This window comes from Funiculus sociatus GB2-C1, assembly GCF_039962115.1.
Taxonomy (GTDB): domain Bacteria; phylum Cyanobacteriota; class Cyanobacteriia; order Cyanobacteriales; family FACHB-T130; genus Funiculus; species Funiculus sociatus.
Genome location: NZ_JAMPKJ010000001.1, coordinates 1 through 18,382, shown reverse-complemented (window position 1 = coordinate 18,382; position 18,382 = coordinate 1). Strand labels below are relative to the sequence as shown.

The 18,382-nt window shown below is 43.8% G+C and carries 15 protein-coding genes and 4 pseudogenes; 11 read left to right on the top strand and 8 right to left on the bottom strand.

Annotated features, from left to right (window positions below; translation table 11 throughout):
* Window positions 1-5: 5 nt before the first annotated feature.
* The gene (locus NDI42_RS00090; RefSeq protein ID WP_190453833.1) at window positions 6-1,919 is read left to right on the top strand and encodes a DUF3370 family protein; all 1,914 of its coding nucleotides are present in this window, start codon (window positions 6-8) and stop codon (window positions 1,917-1,919) included.
* 172 nt (window positions 1,920-2,091) lie between these two features.
* Window positions 2,092-2,565, top strand: a complete 474-nt coding sequence (locus NDI42_RS00085) for a DNA phosphorothioation-associated protein 4 (RefSeq protein WP_190453831.1) — start codon at window positions 2,092-2,094, stop codon at window positions 2,563-2,565.
* 25 nt (window positions 2,566-2,590) lie between these two features.
* On the opposite strand, the gene NDI42_RS00080 is transcribed toward NDI42_RS00085, so the two are convergent.
* From NDI42_RS00080 to NDI42_RS00070, 3 genes are all read right to left on the bottom strand, one after another.
* Window positions 2,591-3,754 carry a DGQHR domain-containing protein gene (locus NDI42_RS00080; protein ID WP_190453827.1) on the bottom strand — a complete coding sequence of 388 codons (1,164 nt, stop codon included), beginning with the start codon at window positions 3,752-3,754 and terminating at the stop codon, window positions 2,591-2,593.
* Between the two features lie 31 nt (window positions 3,755-3,785).
* Window positions 3,786-4,589, bottom strand: coding sequence for an HNH endonuclease (locus tag NDI42_RS00075; protein ID WP_190453824.1), 804 nt, complete (start codon window positions 4,587-4,589; stop codon window positions 3,786-3,788).
* Window positions 4,590-4,700: 111 nt separating this feature from the next.
* Window positions 4,701-6,299: a DGQHR domain-containing protein gene (locus tag NDI42_RS00070; protein WP_190453820.1), complete on the bottom strand. Its 1,599-nt coding sequence runs from the start codon at window positions 6,297-6,299 to the stop codon at window positions 4,701-4,703.
* 163 nt (window positions 6,300-6,462) lie between these two features.
* Here NDI42_RS00070 and dndC point away from each other — a divergent pair, with 163 nt between their 5' ends.
* From dndC to dndE, 3 genes are all read left to right on the top strand, one after another.
* Window positions 6,463-8,079, top strand: coding sequence for a DNA phosphorothioation system sulfurtransferase DndC (gene dndC / locus NDI42_RS00065; RefSeq protein WP_190453816.1), 1,617 nt, complete (start codon window positions 6,463-6,465; stop codon window positions 8,077-8,079).
* A gap of 132 nt (window positions 8,080-8,211) precedes the next feature.
* Complete coding sequence (gene dndD, locus NDI42_RS00060) at window positions 8,212-10,215, top strand: DNA sulfur modification protein DndD (protein WP_190453814.1); 2,004 nt, start codon at window positions 8,212-8,214, stop codon at window positions 10,213-10,215.
* A gap of 362 nt (window positions 10,216-10,577) precedes the next feature.
* Entirely contained in the window at window positions 10,578-10,970 is a 393-nt protein-coding gene (gene dndE, locus NDI42_RS00055) for a DNA sulfur modification protein DndE (RefSeq protein ID WP_190453812.1), read from the top strand.
* Window positions 10,971-11,124: 154 nt separating this feature from the next.
* Here dndE and NDI42_RS00050 read toward each other — a convergent pair whose 3' ends face one another.
* Together NDI42_RS00050 and NDI42_RS00045 are read right to left on the bottom strand one after the other, a co-directional pair.
* Window positions 11,125-12,342 carry a class I SAM-dependent methyltransferase gene (locus tag NDI42_RS00050; protein WP_242017587.1) on the bottom strand — a complete coding sequence of 406 codons (1,218 nt, stop codon included), beginning with the start codon at window positions 12,340-12,342 and terminating at the stop codon, window positions 11,125-11,127.
* Window positions 12,332-13,315 (bottom strand): PfkB family carbohydrate kinase, encoded by a 984-nt coding sequence (locus NDI42_RS00045; protein ID WP_190453809.1) that lies wholly within the window; start codon window positions 13,313-13,315, stop codon window positions 12,332-12,334. The genes NDI42_RS00050 and NDI42_RS00045 overlap by 11 nt, the downstream gene beginning before the upstream one ends.
* Before the next feature lie 206 nt (window positions 13,316-13,521).
* Here NDI42_RS00045 and pedR point away from each other — a divergent pair, with 206 nt between their 5' ends.
* From pedR to NDI42_RS00020, 5 genes are all read left to right on the top strand, one after another.
* Entirely contained in the window at window positions 13,522-13,797 is a 276-nt protein-coding gene (gene pedR, locus NDI42_RS00040; protein WP_190427666.1) for a photosynthetic electron transport-dependent transcriptional regulator PedR, read from the top strand.
* 52 nt (window positions 13,798-13,849) lie between these two features.
* Entirely contained in the window at window positions 13,850-14,428 is a 579-nt protein-coding gene (locus NDI42_RS00035) for a TolB family protein (protein ID WP_190453806.1), read from the top strand.
* Window positions 14,429-14,578: 150 nt separating this feature from the next.
* Window positions 14,579-15,226, top strand: coding sequence for a DUF6391 domain-containing protein (locus NDI42_RS00030; protein ID WP_190453803.1), 648 nt, complete (start codon window positions 14,579-14,581; stop codon window positions 15,224-15,226).
* A gap of 82 nt (window positions 15,227-15,308) precedes the next feature.
* Window positions 15,309-15,686 (top strand): photosystem I reaction center subunit IV, encoded by a 378-nt coding sequence (locus NDI42_RS00025; protein WP_190427657.1) that lies wholly within the window; start codon window positions 15,309-15,311, stop codon window positions 15,684-15,686.
* Window positions 15,687-15,689: 3 nt separating this feature from the next.
* Window positions 15,690-16,568, top strand: coding sequence for a DNA-formamidopyrimidine glycosylase (locus tag NDI42_RS00020; protein WP_190453801.1), 879 nt, complete (start codon window positions 15,690-15,692; stop codon window positions 16,566-16,568).
* A gap of 45 nt (window positions 16,569-16,613) precedes the next feature.
* Here NDI42_RS00020 and NDI42_RS28855 read toward each other — a convergent pair.
* Together NDI42_RS28855 and NDI42_RS00015 are read right to left on the bottom strand one after the other, a co-directional pair.
* Window positions 16,614-16,745: pseudogene (locus NDI42_RS28855) on the bottom strand (ISKra4 family transposase); the annotation flags it as partial.
* 169 nt (window positions 16,746-16,914) lie between these two features.
* Window positions 16,915-17,337, bottom strand: a pseudogene (locus NDI42_RS00015) (IS1 family transposase); the annotation flags it as partial.
* On the opposite strand from NDI42_RS00015, the pseudogene NDI42_RS00010 reads away from it, so the two are divergent.
* Window positions 17,336-18,104: pseudogene (locus NDI42_RS00010) on the top strand (IS630 family transposase); the annotation flags it as partial. The pseudogenes NDI42_RS00015 and NDI42_RS00010 overlap by 2 nt on opposite strands.
* 15 nt (window positions 18,105-18,119) lie before the next feature.
* Here the strand turns inward: NDI42_RS00010 and NDI42_RS00005 are convergent.
* Window positions 18,120-18,236 (bottom strand): annotated as a pseudogene (locus NDI42_RS00005) (IS5 family transposase); the annotation flags it as partial.
* Between the last annotated feature and the right edge of the window lie 146 nt (window positions 18,237-18,382).

Below are 18,382 nucleotides of genomic sequence, written 5' to 3'. Positions count from 1 at the left end.
TTTTCATGAGTAAAAGTCTCAAAGTCCTAACACATCCTTTCGTTGGTTCCCTGCTTTTCGCTTCCCTATTGATCGCAACTCCTAATCAAGCCGCCTTTAGTGACATTAACAGCCATTGGGCGAAAGAATGTATCAGCCAGATGGCACCGCGAAAGCTAGTCAGTGGCTACCCAGATGGCACTTTTCGCCCCAACGCTACTATCACTCGCGCTGAATTTGCCGTGTTGATGCTGAATGCTTTTCCCGATGCACCAATAAAGCGCAATGGCACGAGTTTTAAAGATGTGCCTACGAGTTACTGGGCGCATAATGCAATTCAAAATGCTTACAGACGAGGCTTTTTTTCCGGCTATCCAGGCGGAGTTTTTCAACCCAACCAAGCTATCCCGCGATCGCAAGCTGTAGGCGTTGTGGCTGGTGCTAAAAATTATAGTATCCCGGAAAATCCGACTCAAACTCTTGGGCAGTATTTTAACGATGCCGCACAGATTCCAGAATATGCCAAGAATGCGATCGCATCCGCCGCAGTTAACAGCATCGTCGTCAACTATCCTAATGTCAAACAGCTAAAACCTAATCAAACTGCCACTCGTGGGGAAGTCGCAGCGTTGATGTGCCGGGCGTTAAATATATATGCTGTACCGCCACAATACATCGCCGGGGTGGAAGTGCAACCGATGGAAGTGCGGACTTTACCGGGAAAACTCGATACCGTTCCCACGTTTAATAGTAATAGCCCCGAACTTGTGACAACTGAAGGTATTTTGCTTTCTACCTTTCCCCCAACTGGTAAACAAGTACCCCAAGCACATTTAAACTTTCCCTTTCAAGGGCGATTTGATATATTTTCTCACCACATCGCCAGATCGGAAACTCAAAATAGCACTTTATATCAAGGCATAATTGTCCACAATCCAGGCGATCAACCCGCCACTGTGGAAGTGTTGCAAGCTGCTAGTTATCTCTCTACTCCAGAAGCGCCTTTTATAGCTTTACCCGACATCGTAGAAAATCCCAATGGAACAGTCTATTCTGGCCCTGGCAGTCGTACTATGAATGATGTGTTGCGGGGAGTTAGACAGTCGAATTTTCCCGAAAAGTTGGTAGTACCCCCTGGACAATCGGTAATGTTGATGAATCGGGCAATTCCAGTGCAGGCTCCTTCATCAAATGGTCGCACGACGATGATGCGGTTGTCGAGCGATCGCGCTGTCTATGTCGCCAACTTAGCCAAGAATTCCAGTCGTCCGCCCACCTTAGCAGAGTGGCAAAAGTTACTCGATACAGGCAGTTTAGCAGGAAAGCGCGATCCAGTTCCCACGCCTTTAGATCCGCCCAGAGAACCAACCATTTTCAGTCGCGTGGCGGGTGTCTCTCAAGGGGCGCAGTGGCAGGCTCAAATTACTGATAATAATAGTTCGGATTTGAGCATTCCTCCACCAGGAAAAGCAATTTCTTATCCTTTAGGTACTCTACATTTAATTACCCTTGGTACTGGGCAAATTCAAAGCGCTCCGATGTTAGCTAGATATTCGGATACGGCATATTTTGCCCATAGTAACTATGGAGTAGAATACAATCTTAGTTTACCCCTGAATAACTCTACAAATCAAACCAAAACTGTTACTGTATCGGTACAAACACCGTTGAAAGATGAAGGTGGTAGAGACAGGCTTCTGTTCTTAAATCCACGAGTTAATCAAGTGTTTTTTAGAGGTACAGTGAGGGTAAGTTATAGTGATGATAATAAAGTTGGAAAAACGCGCTACGTTCATCTGGTACAGCGACGCGGACAACCTGGTGAACCGCTGGTAACGCTGAAGATGCCACCAGGCGAAAAAAGGCAAGTACGGGTAGACTTTCTTTATCCCCCAGATTCTACTCCACCGCAGGTTTTGACTGTGAAAACGGCAGGATGATTCAAATGCGATCGCATCCTCAAAAACTTCTGACACATTTGTTATAAAAGTTTAAATACGGCTTGGGGATAGCGATCGCGTTATTTGGGTGATGGATGCGATCGCGTATTTTGGGAGAATGCGATCGCTTCCAGCTTTCAGTTAAGATGTCAAAAAACCATATATTTATAAAATGGCTGAAACGGGCAGAATTAGAGTTGCTAAAGATAAAGCAGATTTAGTGAAGGCTTTAACATCGGCAGATGGTGCAACAGGACCTTTCCAAACCTATGCTGATGCGATCGTGTTTGCAGCAGCTTTAGGTGCAAAGCATAAAAAGCGTGTACCTTTAGGGGAAATTTCTAAAAGAGAACCTTCTCCCATTAGGTTAGAGTATTTTGCAACAATGGGTCATGATTGGGTAATCAAATTATTAGGCATTACTGAAACTCAAGATATAAAAATTTTATCCCTTAATGAAGAAGAATATGAAGCTAAACGCAATCATATCTTTGAAGAGTACGCTAATGGTGGACTAGAGATCCTGCAAAATGAGTTGCGCGGATCAGTAGATTATTCAGAGCGAATTTTATTATTTTTAAGTTATGAACGAACGTACAAAGAGCAGCAAGACGAGGAATTTGACTTGAGCAAGTTTTTGTCTTGAACTAATCTTTGAAATCGTTGGGTCATTACCCTTCTGTTATAGGTAAATTTAAATCTTCGTTCCAAGGCCTTCTTAGCCTGCAATTGTCTGCTAACGTTGACAAATCTTCTTTTATTTGTTTTCTCACATTAGCACTATCTTGAAGCTTAATAGTCCATTCTGCTTTCCAAAACTCTTGAGGAAGTAATTTAACAATATGTAAAACCTGTGTTTCTAATTGTTCAGAATTAAAAATATCTACAAGGCTTAATTCCCATGCAAACTTCAAACGATCAGTAATGAACTCATTCAAGGCATTGATATTTACTTTCTTCATGAATGTGTTTTCTTTACCCCATAATTCTGTATAGTTGTCTTTTATAACTCGCCATATAGCACAAAAAATCTCAACTAAAGAATCTTCATCCTCATCCAAAAATGTAAACATTGCTCTTAAATATTTTATAGATTGTTCTATTGCTGCAATTTCAACTAATTGATTACCCTCTTTATTGTATGGCCACTTAAGTAAATTTTGAAAAGGGCTTATATCTAGATCATTGACATCTCGGAGTGTAGGTGATGTATTTCCATATTTTACGCCCGCTTTTAAAAGGCGATTTTGAAGTTCTTCTTCATTTAAATTAGCAATTATAGCCTTAACATTATTTGTAGGAACTCTTACAGCTTTATTATTTATCACTATGAACTGAAATGCCTGTTCTTCTATACTAGCATTGACCAAGCTCACAACAAGTATAGGTAAATCTTCAGAATCAAACTCTGACAAACCATAGAGGCGATGTTGTCCATCTACTACATATGCACAATAGTCATTTCCAGAAGTATTACAGGAGAACTCAAGTGTTCCCCATTCCATCTGTTGTTCACAACCATTATGAAAGTTAGCTTCAGAAAGACATCCAGATAACTTTTCTTCTAAAGAAGAAAATTTTGCTTTGTCAGGCTCAAATGCCAAAAGAATATTATTAGGAATGGTATTATTGAAGCCAGATTTTACAAATCTAGTTATTGCCTTGCTTCTAGTTTCTCGTAACAAGCGTTGGGTACCGTCTGTAGAATCTTCCACTCGCCGAACTCTAGCCCACTGCTTAATATCTTTTACACGAGCATAAAATACAAAGAAAGGAGTAGTATTCTTATCTATGCGTTGCCTTACAAAACAACCAAAGTAAATTCTATCTTCCACAAAAACCTCCTCATTATGTCTAGTTAAAAACTTATTCTGGAGTATGTTCATCGCAATAGGCTTCAGTGTTAAGAAAGTGCCAGCTGTCATCTGGGTTGATGCGACCAAAATTTAATGTACCCACAATTGAAGCTGGCTCTCCACATACTGTGCAACTATAATCACTTTTTGCCCATACCGCTATTCTATACTCTTTTTTCATTTCCTTAGAAAAGTTTTCATCACTCTTATCACTTACCAAGCATATTTGTTCATAGTGAAAGTCACTTGCATCAATATAGTGCTGTTTTTTATCGTTGCAAATAGAACAAGATATTTTGAGGTTGAAATCTTCAGTAGCACCACCCATCGTTCTTGGCCATATATGTTCAATCTCTGATTCCTGTTCATCTAAATCCTTGCCACAAATATAACAACGCAGTTCATTTTTAGCCTGATATTCTTTGAGCAGGCGTTTCTTACGAGGTGGTTTTACTTTTCTGCCTTTTGACTGAAGACAAGCCTGTAATAAAACTAAAAGTTTTTCGGTTTTGTCTCGTGGAATACGGGTTGCTTTTATAATGAAACGTCTAAGCTCCTCTACAAATTTTTCTGGTGGAAACTCGTCTGATTCATACTTCCTTTTTAAATACTCAGCAGTATTTATAAATCTCCTTACCATATAATTTATACTGCTTTCATAAACTATTTGAAAAAAATTACCATTAGCTATTAAAGCGCTGTCAATTTCTGAAATAAAAGATTCTATTTCCTTAAAATCTGTATTGTTATAATTATGAGGATAAAGCTCTTTTAAAAAGTTGCGTAGTTCCTGTCCTGGATTAGTACCATTCATTGATTAACATAAAAGACTTCATGTTTAATTTTAGTTGATTGGAGTGTATCTGAGATCCAAGTCTTACCCGGAACTACTCCATACTCAGAAACACCCCATTGACTCGGCGTGTTAAAGGACTGGTGGAAGCCCTACTGCTTTCGGTTCAACAAACTTACCATCAAAGCCCATCGTTTGTTTTTCAATAGTTCTTGCATCAGCCAGAGCCTTGCGAAGTTCCGCACGTTCCATCTGATCCTGAATTCCACCCAAGATGTAAACTACTAACCTCGCCGCCAAATCCCTTCCAGAAACCTGCACCCGCTTTTTATTTGGGTCATATAAAACCCCATACCACAGAGATTGCGGGTACTCCATACCACTAAATCCGCCTTCCAGGTCGAACTTCCGCAGCTTCTTAAAAATGTCTTCCAGCGATAAACCTTTCCTAAATACCAAGATTCCCAAAGCTTGAACTAAAGCCACTTGACCAACAGGACGGAAAAGCATATTTCCCTCACCGCCATCCTTCTCAAAGCTGAAGCGTCGTAATTCCGGCGTATCCATGTCTTCGAGTATCTGATAACTTGGAAGGTTTGCCAAATTATCGAAAAGCTTCTGAAAATCCTCTATTCCCTCCTTCAGTTCCTCATCCTCCGGCCGCATGGCAATTAGACCTTTTTCCAAGGGTTTCCAGTGAGGAAATTTTTGCCCCAAATATCGCTCAGACATCTCTTTGAGAGCTTGTAACGTCGTCAAAACCGTTGACTTCGCTGCAACAGTCGCACTATTCCAATTAACGCGGGGCTTGCGATCTGAGTGCTGTTGCAAAAGCGGATGGGTTACAGCGATTTTTCTAGCAACAATCGAAAACCCATCATCCTCATTCAGCTGTGCTAACTGTCCTTTGCTCAAAGGTGTAGCCATCAGGTTGACATGAACAAAGAGCGATCTCACCCGTCGCCTTGCTTGTTCGTGGGTTTCCCCAGCAGCGATCGCGCAGATGAACTCAATACCAATTTTTTCCTTGGGTAAGCTTTGCAGATAAGCAGGTTCGACTTGATACTGTTCTATCAAGTCAGCAAGCGTAATGAAAGTGTCGTAAGGAGTTTTATCCTTTTTGTACCGTTGGAGTTTACCAGTTCTAATCAACTCCATCAAACCCTGCACCCCCATCAGTCGATGTTGACCATCCAGCGCATAAACGGTTACATCCGCCTCAGAAAGGTTGAGCAAACCGACTTTACCATCTTTATCCAGTGGCGTGAATTCGGTAGTAGATTTTGTGGCTCGTCTGTGGCTATCCCACTCACCAGCTTTGGGAGTATCCACCCAAGGTTGGTTAATAACTACGAGAACTGGCGGAAACTTGTGATTTTTCCGAGCCGCCAAATACTGCACTAGGGGTGCTTGACGCGACCAATCAAGCGGACGCTGCTGAATTTCATCAATGCTATCCGCGTCAATCTCGATGTTACCCGTCTCTGGATTGTATTTTTTCTGAAGCAGGGGTAAGCAAGAGGCGAAGTTAACCCGATTTGCAAACCATTCCAGGGTGACAGAGCCTACATAAGCCTCAATACCACCCATCTCAGTTTTCTGAACGAAAATCTGATCGTTCCTCCCAAGATAGTTCTCCAGCAGGACAGCGAGTATCTGTTGATCTCGGATTTCCCCCTTCTGGTATTCGCTAGGGACATCAGCGGTCGGGTCAAATGCACTGTCATTCATAGTGATTGGCTTTCAGAGTATGGGGTAGTACAGCTTAATTTTCTAAAAAAGTCCGTGCTAAGATATAGGTTTTTAAAAACCTTTAAGCTTTAAAATACAGAAGTTACCCTTGCAGTAGATATTGTTGGGTGAAGAATACTCATGTTTTGGTAGGTAGGGAGAAATGGCTACAACGCAACAGCAAGAAAATAAAAATCAGCCAGCGCGTACTGTGGCAGAATTAGTGGATGATATCCAAGCTCTCACCACTGAAATCCAAGAGTTATACTGCTTAGACGAAATACCTTGGTGTGTCGGCTATAGTGGCGGGAAAGATTCTAGTGCAACCTTACAGTTGATCTGGAATGCGATCGCTTCCCTCCCGCCCGAAAAGCGGACTAAGACGATATATGTTATCACAACAGACACGCTGGTAGAGAACCCAATAGTTGCTGCCTGGGTACGCAATTCCCTTAAACAGATGAAGTCTGAGGCTGAAGCGCAAGGACTGCCCTTTGAACCCCATCTGCTACAACCAGAATTCAAAGAGACATTTTGGGTAGGTTTGATTGGTAAAGGGTATCCAGCGCCGCGAGGAAAATTTCGCTGGTGTACAGAACGCCTCAAAATTAATCCCTCTAACCGCTTTATTCGTAATGTTATTCGCTCCAGCGGTGAAGCCATTCTTGTCTTGGGTACTCGCAAAGCTGAAAGCACAAAACGTGCTAACAGAATGAAAAAAATGGAAGCTCAACGGGTACGCGATCACCTCAGCCCTAACATGAACTTGCCCAACTCCCTGGTTTATAGCCCTATTGAAGACTGGGAGAACGACGAAGTTTGGATTTATCTAATGCAGTGGCAAAACCCTTGGGGATACAGTAACAAAGACTTATTCGCCCTGTATCGGGGTGCTACCGCTGATAATGAATGTCCTTTAGTTGTTGATACATCTACTCCTAGTTGTGGTAGCTCTCGTTTTGGTTGCTGGGTTTGCACAATGGTTAGTCAGGATAAATCACTGACAGCAATGATTCAGAATGACGAAGAGAAAGAGTGGATGCAACCTCTACTTGATTTCCGTATGGAATTAGATGCTGAAGAAAACCGTGAGCGCCGTGATTTCCGGCGGAGAACTGGTGAAGTGCAACTCTATGAGCGCAACTTAGAGGGTGAGATATCGGTTGAGCCTATTCCTGGCCCCTATCTTAAAGAAGCGCGGGAGGATTGGCTTAGAAAACTCCTTACTGTTCAAACACAAATCCAGCGCACAGCACCAGAAAATATGCGTGACATTACGCTAATTACAATAGAAGAAATGAGCGAAATTCGTCGCATCTGGTTAGAAGAAAGACACGAGTTTGATGATAGTTTACCTCGCATCTATGAGGAAGTCACAGGCGAACCTTTCAAAGATCCGCGTCCTGGTGCTGGCAATAGTTTATTAGGTAGCGATGAATGGGCTGTGCTAGAGGAAATCTGCGACGACGATAAGATGCACTTGGAACTCATCGCGAAGCTGCTAGGCACAGAACACGAGTATCGCAAGAAGTCTCGCCGCGTCGGGATATACGACACTCTAGAGAAATGCTTTGAGACGAGTTCGCGATCGCCAGAAGAAGCGATAAAAAACGCCCACTTGAAACGCGATCTAAAAACAGCAGTTCATGAAGGCAATATTCCCAAGGTAAAACAGCTAACCTTGGGGGATGCTGTCGATGAAGATAACAGTGAAACTGTAAAACAAGAAACTTGGGCAAGTATCAAATTCCAAGCCAGAAATATAGATGATGGAAATTAACTGACCTCCCAGACTCTGACTGGGAAACCTTTACGTTTAGGCTCTGGCAAATAATTAAATTTCGGGAGGCTCCAGCTTCCTGAGTACATTCCCACGCTGAGCCTGGAAGAAACTTGCCAAGGCATTTGTCAAATGATATTTCTTGAACTCGTACTGCAAAATTTTGGCCCCTACCGCGGACATCAAGTTATCAATCTTTATCCACAAGTTGATGACAATTCTCGTCGCCCAATTATTTTATTAGGTGGGATGAATGGCGGCGGAAAGACTACCTTAATGGATGCTATTCGCCTCGCGCTTTATGGACATCGCGCTCAATGTTCCACTCGCGGCAACTTGAGCTATAGCGATTTTCTCTCCCAGTGCGTTAACAGCCACACTCTACCATCTGAAAAAACCCGCGTTGAGTTGGCTTTTGAACACATTGAAAATGACAAACCTGTAATTTACCGCATCGTAAGAACTTGGGAAAGAAATCCTAAAGATGGTAAAGACCATTTAGGAATTTTGGAATTAGATATCGCCAAAAAGGACGATTGGCTAAGAATAGAGCTAGTTAATACTTGGGACGATTATATTGAAAATTTACTGCCATTAGGGATCTCTAACTTATTTCTATTTGATGGCGAACAAGTTAAAGAACTTGCAGAACAGGAAACACCCCCACCTATTGTAGTTGATGCGATTCGCGGACTTTTAGGGCTAGAACTGGCTGAACGTTTATCCAGTGATTTAGAAATATTAGTCAACCGCAAACGTAAGGAGCTGGCAGATACTCAAGACTTAGCCAACTTAGAGGAGATGGAACAAAAGCTAAAGCACCAACAAGAAGAATATGATGGGCAAATAGGAAATTTAAAGACTATAAAAAAGAAGTTGGATGAAAGCGAAAAAGAGCAGCAAGAAGCTTTTGATAAATTCATATCTGAAGGAGGTAAAATTGCAGGAGAACGTAGCCAGCTAGATAAACAGCGTCACCAAAAGACAGCGGAAGCTGATGAAGCTCGTCAAGGAATGTGTGACTTAGCGGCAGATGTTTTACCGCTAGCCTTGATTGAACCTTTACTTACTCAGGCACAAACCCAAGCAGAAAAAGAATTTCGCATTCAACAGGCACAAAATGCACGGGATATATTGTTTGAACGGGATAAGCGCCTGCTGAATTGGATTAGTCAGGTGGGTATTTCAGAAGAAGAAATTGAAAAAATTAAAACTTTTCTTGACCAAGATGTAGATACATTGAATTCACATTTTATCCAGCCTGAAAAACTGTGGTTATTAGCTGATACTGAAAGCTTGAGCCAATTGGGTAATATCCTTTACTACTTGCAAAATGCCAAAAATCTCGCAAAGCAGCAAATAGGAATTATTAAAAATAAAGAAGAAGATATTATAAGGCTGGAAAGGCAAATACAGACTGCTGCATCACCTGAAGATTATAATCATCTGCTTGTAGCACTTAAAGAAGCACAAAATAAAGTTGCTGAAGCTAAGGCCGCATATGAAACAGCTAATCGTCGTTTAGTTGAATTAGACGCTGCGATCGCTAAGTTAAAAAAGGACTTAAAACAATATACTGAGCAAAATATTGATCGAAAAAATAACGAGCATATTATTGCTGCATCTGCTAAAGTTCAAGAAACACTCAAGGTTTTCCGCGAACGATTGACGTTGAGAAAACTCAATAAATTAGAAGTTGAGGTGACAGAGTGTTTTCGATATCTTTTGCACAAATCAGATTTAGTGCATCGCGTGGCAATTGACACCAACAGCTTCAGCCTTTCCCTTTACGATTTACAGGGTAAGTCAGTACCTAAACATCGCCTTTCAGCCGGGGAGAAACAACTACTAGCCATCAGTTTTCTGTGGGGATTAGCGCGGGTTTCCGGGCGCAATTTGCCAGTGGCAATTGATACGCCTCTCGGACGTTTAGATTCCTCACATAGAGCTAATTTGGTAGAGAGATACTTTCCCTCAGCCAGTCATCAGGTAATATTACTTTCTACTGATACTGAGATAGGAAAAAATGAGGTTGATAAATTGCACGAAAATGAAGCGATCGCTCGTGAATATCTCTTAAAATACGACTCCGCTAAACAGCAGACGGTAATAGAACCAGGTTATTTCTGGGACTAATCCAACCTCGCGCCGTCTCATCCAACCGAGTCCGCTTAACCTGGGATTGGCTACAAAATTAAACAGAAGAAGCGGGGTTTGAAACCCGCCTCTGAAACCTTATTTGAGTACGTTTGGGTAAATTCCCTATGTCACCATTATTGACTCGCTCACCATAACTGTGCAATCGATCAAGTCATTTTTTGCACAATCTTTAAGAACTCCTGCTTAAATGTAAAGAATATACCAGCGATGTTCCAAAGGGACGACCCTTGTGAGGGGTTCGCACTTAATTAACTCAGCTTCCCGCTTCCCCCATAAGCGGGAGCGTCACCACTCTCATAAGCATATCTCTTCTTTTACTACAGCCGAGCCACTTTCTCATGGAACCACCACTTGACAGAATTAAACTTTCCCAAACTGCCAAAGAGCAGCTCACTAAGCTAAAGCGCAGCACTAAAATAGAGCAGTGGAATATCCTTTGCCGTTGGGCGTTTTGTCGTTCTCTCTCCGAACCAAGTATTCCTTCACCAGTGCCAATTCCTGCTGATAGCAATGTCGAGATGACATGGCGCGTCTTTGGCGGAGAAATGTCTGATATTTTGTTAATCGCCCTGAAACAACGCTGTCACAATGATGGCTTAGGTACTGAACGAGAAACTTTAGCTAATCAATTTCGCCTCCATTTGCATCGCGGAATTGGTTATTTAGCTGGCGATCCAAATATTAAGAAAATTGAGGATTTAGTTGCTGTGGCAATGGAAATAAAAAGTTAAGTTAGGCATTGACTTTAGCCGTTTTTCTCTGATATCATGTTTTTGATAAGGAAGAAATAACATTTAAATTGTTTTAAAATAGATCTCCATTATTTAAAAATCCCCCAAAGAAGGTGCAAAGGTAAATAAAACTTTCTCTTGCATCGCTTACTTATCACATCAATGGCATTTTTAAACCTTTGAGACTTCGCGCCCTTTCCTCCTCCCGCAACCCTTTGGTTTGCACCAATACCCCAAAATTGCCCAAACCCATTGGATCAATTAGCTGGTGTAGCGTATCTCGACAGCGGAGTAAACCAGAAATGCCTTGCGACTTAACGATATTTTCTCCCCCTGTGGAAAGGGCAGCAATGCGATCGCCCAAACCCAACGCCATCAAAAATAACCCTTGCTGAGTAAAACCCAACTTTGGCAATTGCAAGCGATCGCCCCAGCGCTCCAGAGCCGTAAAATCCACATGAGCTGTGATGTCCTGCTGCCCAATATTTATATAAGGGTTGTCATGGTGCATATGGCGGTAATAGCACTGTAGCGTCCCCTGTCTCCGCCCTAGACTATAATAACGAGTCGCCGGATAGCCATAATCAATTGTTAAAAGATACCCACGTTGTAGCGCTTCGGCGACTGTACTCAGCCAGTTATAAGCTGCTAAATTAATTTCACTGCGATACCCATCTGCATAAACACTAGAAGGTAATTCAATCCCCACCAAGTCAAAATATTCTGTCAGCTTTGGTGTCGAAGGAACGCCCGTCACTTCCTCGAAAGTCACTCCATCCCTCGAAGTAACATAAACTTCCCGAATTTGCCCTTCTTCAATAGCAAACTGATGCACTGGTAACGCATCCACCAACTCATTAGAAAAAAAGCAGCCGACAATAGAGTTTTTCGGTATTTCTTCTAGAGAACACCACCTTACTAAGGCAGCAGTTTTACCCAGCATATTCTGTAAAACTTGCTGTTGTTGAGAAATTAACCCAGGGGCAATTTCAACAATAACGTACTCCAAAACCTCAAAAATTTCTGGATAGTGTTGTTGCAAATAGCGTAAAATATCTGCCGCCAAGATTCCCGCACCAGCGCCCATTTCCACAAGGGTAAAAGGCACCGGATTCCCTAGAATATCCCACATTTCGGCGAATTGTTCAGCTAGTAATTCGCCAAAGTCAGCACCCAGGTGAGGGGAAGTAAAAAAGTCACCCTCCGCCCCAATATTAACCGCATTAGTAGCATAGTAGCCGTGCTGCGGTTCGTACAGCACCCACTCCATATATTGTGCAAAAGTGATGCGCCTTTCGGGACTTTCTGCGATGCGACTAGCAATTAAACTTCGCAGCAGCATTTCAGAAGGCTGAATTAATTCATCCTTCATCCTTCATTTTTCCCAGAAACTCTTCCACTTGGGCTGCTGTTGGCTGGGAAGCGATCGCTCCCGGCTTCATTGCACACGTCGCCCCCACCGCACTAGCATATGTCACCACACGCTTAGCCATTTCTGCATCGGTAAGACTTTTGATGCCATGTTGACACAACTGATGGATGAAACCAGCAACAAACCCATCACCCGCACCTGTTGTATCCACCACCGGGACGGAAAAAGCAGCCAGCCTACCTTCATTTTCACCCAGACAGTATGCACAACCTTTTTCCCCAGCAGTCACTAAAACGCCTTCTACTGAGTCCAGACGATAAGTAATAGCACCAGCATCCATTGTGTCAAATAGCCATTCGGCTTCTTCTTCAGCAACCTTGAGGAAATCGACGTGCTTTAAGAGTTCTAAAATCAGAGGCTTAGATACGCTAGGGTCAGGCCAAAACATATCGCGCCGATTGACATCTAATACAATTTTGACATCGTACTGATCTGCGAGATTAAGCGCTTGAGCGATCGCTTCCTTACTATCGGGATAAGCTAACTCCAGCGTCCCCAATACTAGAAAATCAGCCTCTTCAAACAAAGCCACTGGCAGATTAGACGCACTCAGGTGAGTATCAGCAAATTCTGTGGTATCAAGTTCGCCAAACCCGGCAAACGTGCGATCGCCCTCCAAAGAGCGTGTAACATAAACTTGTCGCGTTGGTGCCGTAGGATGGCGCTGTACGCCCTTAGTATCTACACCTACATCCTGCAACAACTTTACCAATTCGTTTCCCGGCGCATCTTCACCAACACAGCCAATAAATCCAGATGGCGTTCCCAACTTTACCAGCGCACACGCCACATTAGCTGGTGCGCCGCCTGGGTATGGTGTCCAAGATTCGACATCTTCAAGCGATCGCCCCAATTGCTCGGCTAGCAAATCAAACAAAATTTCTCCGAGGCAGAGAACACGGGGATGAGTCACAGCTGCACTCCTTGTGTACGTAAACTCAGCCTACCAGAAAAGGAAAAAGTTACCCCAAGGATAAAGGATAAAGAATGAATTATTCTTCCAAGTCCTCCTTGTTCCTTGCCCCTAGCCCCCAATCCCAGTCGGGATCGGGCTTACCCGCCAAGGATCTTCTAAAATTGAAATAGATAATAAGTAGTTATACTAAGGAAGAAATACTTATGTCCAGTAGCGAGACCCATATCCCCGCGAGTCTTTCCGATCGCGAACTGCAAATCATCGAGCTAGTTTCTGGTGGTTTAACCAACGACAAAATTGCCCAGAAGCTAGAAATCAGCAAACGCACAGTTGATAATCACATTAGCAATATCTTGACCAAGACCAAAACTAACAATCGTGTAGAACTACTACGCTGGGCGTTGCAGTGGGGAAAGGTTTGTATAAATGATGTTAACTGCTGCCCCTTGCCAACGCCTAGTGATGAAGTGATTTCCTAAAATGGCTAATAGCTAATGGCTAATTGTCAATAGCTATTAGCCATTAGCCATAATGATTATTCGTTATCTGTCAGTTTTAGCAGTTGGATTATTCGCTGGATTGAGCAGTTGTAGCAATGGTGTCTTGCTCACCCCACCCCCACAATTGCTCGGAGCCTCCTTAAATAGCTTAGCTGCCGAGCAAGAACCCCAGCTATCCTACGATGGGCGCTACTTGGTCTTTACCTCCTCCCGCCAAGCCCATCGAGGCATCTTTCTTTATGATGTCCGCCAACGTCGCCTGATTAACTTACCAGGACTCAATCAGTCCAGTATCATTCAGGAACAACCAGACATCAGTGCCGATGGTCGTTACATTGTGTACATCTCCGAGGAGCGAGGCAAGCCAGATGTATTCGTTTATGACCGCCAAGCCTTGCAATCTGAAGTCATTACTGACAATATTTCAGGCGAAGTCCGCCATCCGACAATTAGTGGCAATGGTCGATTTATAGCCTTTGAATCTAACCGTTCGGGACAGTGGGACATTGAAATTTACGATCGCGGCCCCAGCATAGAATTATCCTTACCTAGACCCGCGTCGCTTCCAGAAGCGTCACAGCCTGCGCCTCCCAACACTCCTAGCCCCTAGAAAAGGAAAAAGACAAAAGTGAAGAATTCTTGTTTTTTTCCTTTTACCTTTGCATGATTGCCATTTTTTCCTAACGACTTCCAGGCGTAAACGCTACAGTTGAAAAACATCTCAGTTAATCAATCTGCAAGTTTGGAGTAGTTCTGATCTATGACTACTGCTTCTGCTTCCTCTTATACTGGCAACTTCTGGAGCTTTGATTCTCCCGCCCCTCAAGCCACACAAGATGCTGATTTACTCAAACAGCTAAACTTTGTTCCCGGCTTGAAAGAAATTCTGATGCTGCGTCAGGTTCACGCTTTGGAACACGCCACAGTTTGGGTTTTGAGCGATCGCTTAAACTCATATTCCTCAAGAAGTGCTTCAATGTCCCGTCAAATGGACAACGACACCTTGGGCGGTTTATCCACCGACCAAGGCTTTTACATCTACGGTCAAGTTAACACCTCCGAGTTGCATCGTGCAGTTCGCATCGCCCGCCAGCGCACCACCAGCGGCGAATGGAACCTAGCTGTGCATCCCCGTTGTGGCACGAATTTGTCTGTCGGGATGCTCGTGACCGCCGGGCTAGCCTTGGGTGTCCATCTCATCCTACCTCGCAGTCCTATAGAGCAAATCTTGGGTTTGGGCATCGCTGCCACAGCTGCTGCCCAATTAACACCTGACCTGGGTAGTCTCGCCCAAAAGTACATTACAACATCAATTCCCTTCAACTTGGCAATTGATGAGATTTCCGCGACACCTGACATCTGGGGGCGTCCCGCGCATTTCGTCCGAGTGCGCTGGCGGGAGCGGTAATAAAACTTAAAGGCTAGATGGTTGGTGCGAGTCCCGATCCAGTAGTACGCTTTAGCTTAATGACGTAAGGGAAAAAACACTTATGGTTCAACGTGGTTCAAAAGTTCAGATTCTCCGCAAAGAATCTTTCTGGTTTCAGGATACTGGGACTGTTGCATCCGTAGACCAAAGCGGCATCAAATATCCAGTAATTGTCCGCTTCAATAATGTCAACTACGCTGGTGTTAATACCAACAACTTTGGTATGAACGAAGTGCTAGAGATTGAAGCGCCGAAGCCAGGAGCCAAGAAAACTACTACGGCCGCTTCCGGTGGCAAACAAACCACCATCGACGAACGTACTCGCAGAACAGGTCAGGGGAACCGAGTTGTTGATGGCAACCCCGCTGCCGCACCAGAGTCTGGAGAAGGTAGCTCGGTTGTACAAGGCGCTCCCAATCAGGGAACTGACTCGCGTTAAGTTGTGCCAGAACTGCCTGAAGTAGAAACAGTTCGTCGGGGTCTAAATAAACTGACCCTCAACCAAGAAATTGGGGGTGGTGATGTGTTGCTTGAACGCACCATTGCCCACCCCCTTTCCTCTGTAGATTTCTTGGCTGAGGTTGCAGGTTCAGTTATTACCCAGTGGCACCGACGCGGTAAATACCTGCTTGCTGAACTTTCCCCCGCAGGCTGGTTGGGGGTTCACCTGCGGATGACTGGTCAGTTGCTGTGGGTCCCTTTGCAGGAGCCATTACAGAAACATACGCGAGTGCGGTTGTTTTTTACAGGTGATTCGGCTGAAGGCGATCGCTTCACTTCACAAGAATTACGTTTTGTTGACCAGCGAACCTTCGGTAAAATGTGGTGGGTACCCCCACGAACTCCTCCAGAAAGAGTCATCACTGGGTTACAGAATTTAGGACCAGATCCCTTTTCCGCAGATTTTACCATTGAGTACCTGGCTCTAAAACTGCAAAATCGTCGTCGTCCCATTAAAACTGCCCTGCTCGATCAGTCTCTGGTGGCTGGAATCGGCAACATCTACGCCGATGAAGCTTTATTTCTCAGTAAAATTCAACCAACAACACTCTGTACTAACCTGAGCCTAAAGCAAATTGCGCGTCTCCTCGAAGCAATTATTCAAGTTTTGCAAGCCAGTATTGATGCTGGAGGAACAACCTTTAGTAACTTTCTCAACGTCCAAGGGATCAACGGTAACTATGGCGGTGTCGCCTGGGTTTATAACCGCGCTGGTGTCCCCTGTCGAGTCTGTAACACACCCATTGAACGAATCAGATTAGCCGGACGCTCGGCTCATTTCTGCCCCCAGTGCCAACAATTTACTTCTCCGAAAAATTGAAACCCAGTCTGTGTCTAGTGGGTGCATCACGGTTTTGCAAGAATGTCAAGCTAGTAAGAGTTTTCTCAGGTAGGCGCCAGGAAGTCTTAGCATCTGATTCACATTTTTGGGTAACCATTGTGCCCCGGAAATCTTTAACCTTCGAGCTATTTGTTTAACTGCCCACTCAACGGTTCCTTAACCAATTGCATATACATTTTCTCTTAAAATTTACTTGTATAGCGCTCCAAGCAAAGGTGAGGAGATAATAGAGAAAAAGGAAACGTCAAAAAAAATGCCTGCACCCTACAGCTACGACTTAAGAAAAAAGTGCTTTCTTGCCAGAAGTTTCTGAAAGAGTAATGATTTAAGCGAAAAGAGGAACTGTTCGATACTTCAAATAGTGGAGCAGCAAGCGAAGCGAACACTTCAACATCAAGGGCTGAGGCAGAAGTAGTACAAGGTTTTTCGGTGCTACCGTGCCAGGTAATGCCCCTGCCCTTGTGTTCGCCCCCTCAACCCGACTCATATAGGTCTTGCTGATAATTCTGGTCGCCCAACTCAATGAACATCGGATAGACCTTCCATCCATCGGTGACATAGAACAAACAGTGCCAGCACTTGACGAGCAGCCACAAGGGCTTAAAGGTTTCTGCACTGCGCACCCTATCACCCATGCCAGAATTCCAGCTTGTTTGTGATTAACGGCACACCAAATAAGCAAGTTTGTTGGGCGGCATTGCCAACAAAGGGAAAGCAGTTCATCCAAGTCGGTTACTTCTGGCATCTCTTATGACCAACAGGGAATAAATGGACTGCGCCTGAAGCATAAAGGAAGGAAGAGCTACCTGAGCCAACAGCAGCTCTAAGAAGTATTAAGTTGGCTGCTTTACGATTGATATCTGGGAACTCGGAGAACTCGAATATAAATTAGCTTTTGAGTATGAAGTAACTTACGAGTCAAAACAGAGCTATTACGAGCTGTTCGAGGCAGCAGGAATCAGTTGGAAAAAAAACTACAAAACTGAACCCCAAAGCCGACCCAGAGGCGGTGGCTAAAAAAAAAGAGATTAAAACCCTGTGGGCAAGGCACCGAAAGGAAATCGAAGCAGGACTGCCCTTGAGTATTACTGGTGGATGAATGTCATTTGCTCTGAGGAAACTTAAGTGGATATGTCTGGGGACTCACCGACCAAGAAATAGCAGTCCCAGTAGTCAATGAACGAGACAAGCAGACATACTACGGGGCGGTTGACTATCTGGAAGGAGAATTACGCACTCATTGCCTACGATGCGGGTAACTCCAAAAATACCATTAATTACCTGCGTTATTTATTAGCCCAGTCTCTCCATCAAAGATTGCTGATTTTTTGGGATGGGGCAAGATATTATCGTTCCCAGGAAACCCAGAGCTTTCTAGCCAAAATCAACCAAGGTTTACCAGAAGAGGAATGGAAAATTCACTGTGTTCGCTTTGCTCCTAATTGCCCAGAACAGAATTGGATTGAGGATATCTGGTCGCAAGCGAAAACGGGGGTTCGACGTTTTTGTACCTTAGACCTCCTGCATGAATCAGGAAGCATGTGCCAGTTCATAGTTGAGTAGCCCAGCAATCAAGTTTAAGCGCAAACCAAATCGTTTCCTACGGTTACGATAGCGCCCTGAAAAGATGCGAAAAATCTTGAAGCGAAGAATTATAGCAACCGCCAGGGTAGTTAGGATGCTATAGCAGTCCTATTGGATTTACAAACTTGTGGTAAATTTGTACTAAACTCTTGATTGCGGCCTATACCTATGAAGAATTTTTTACTGGAACAACAACAAAAAGAAGAAAG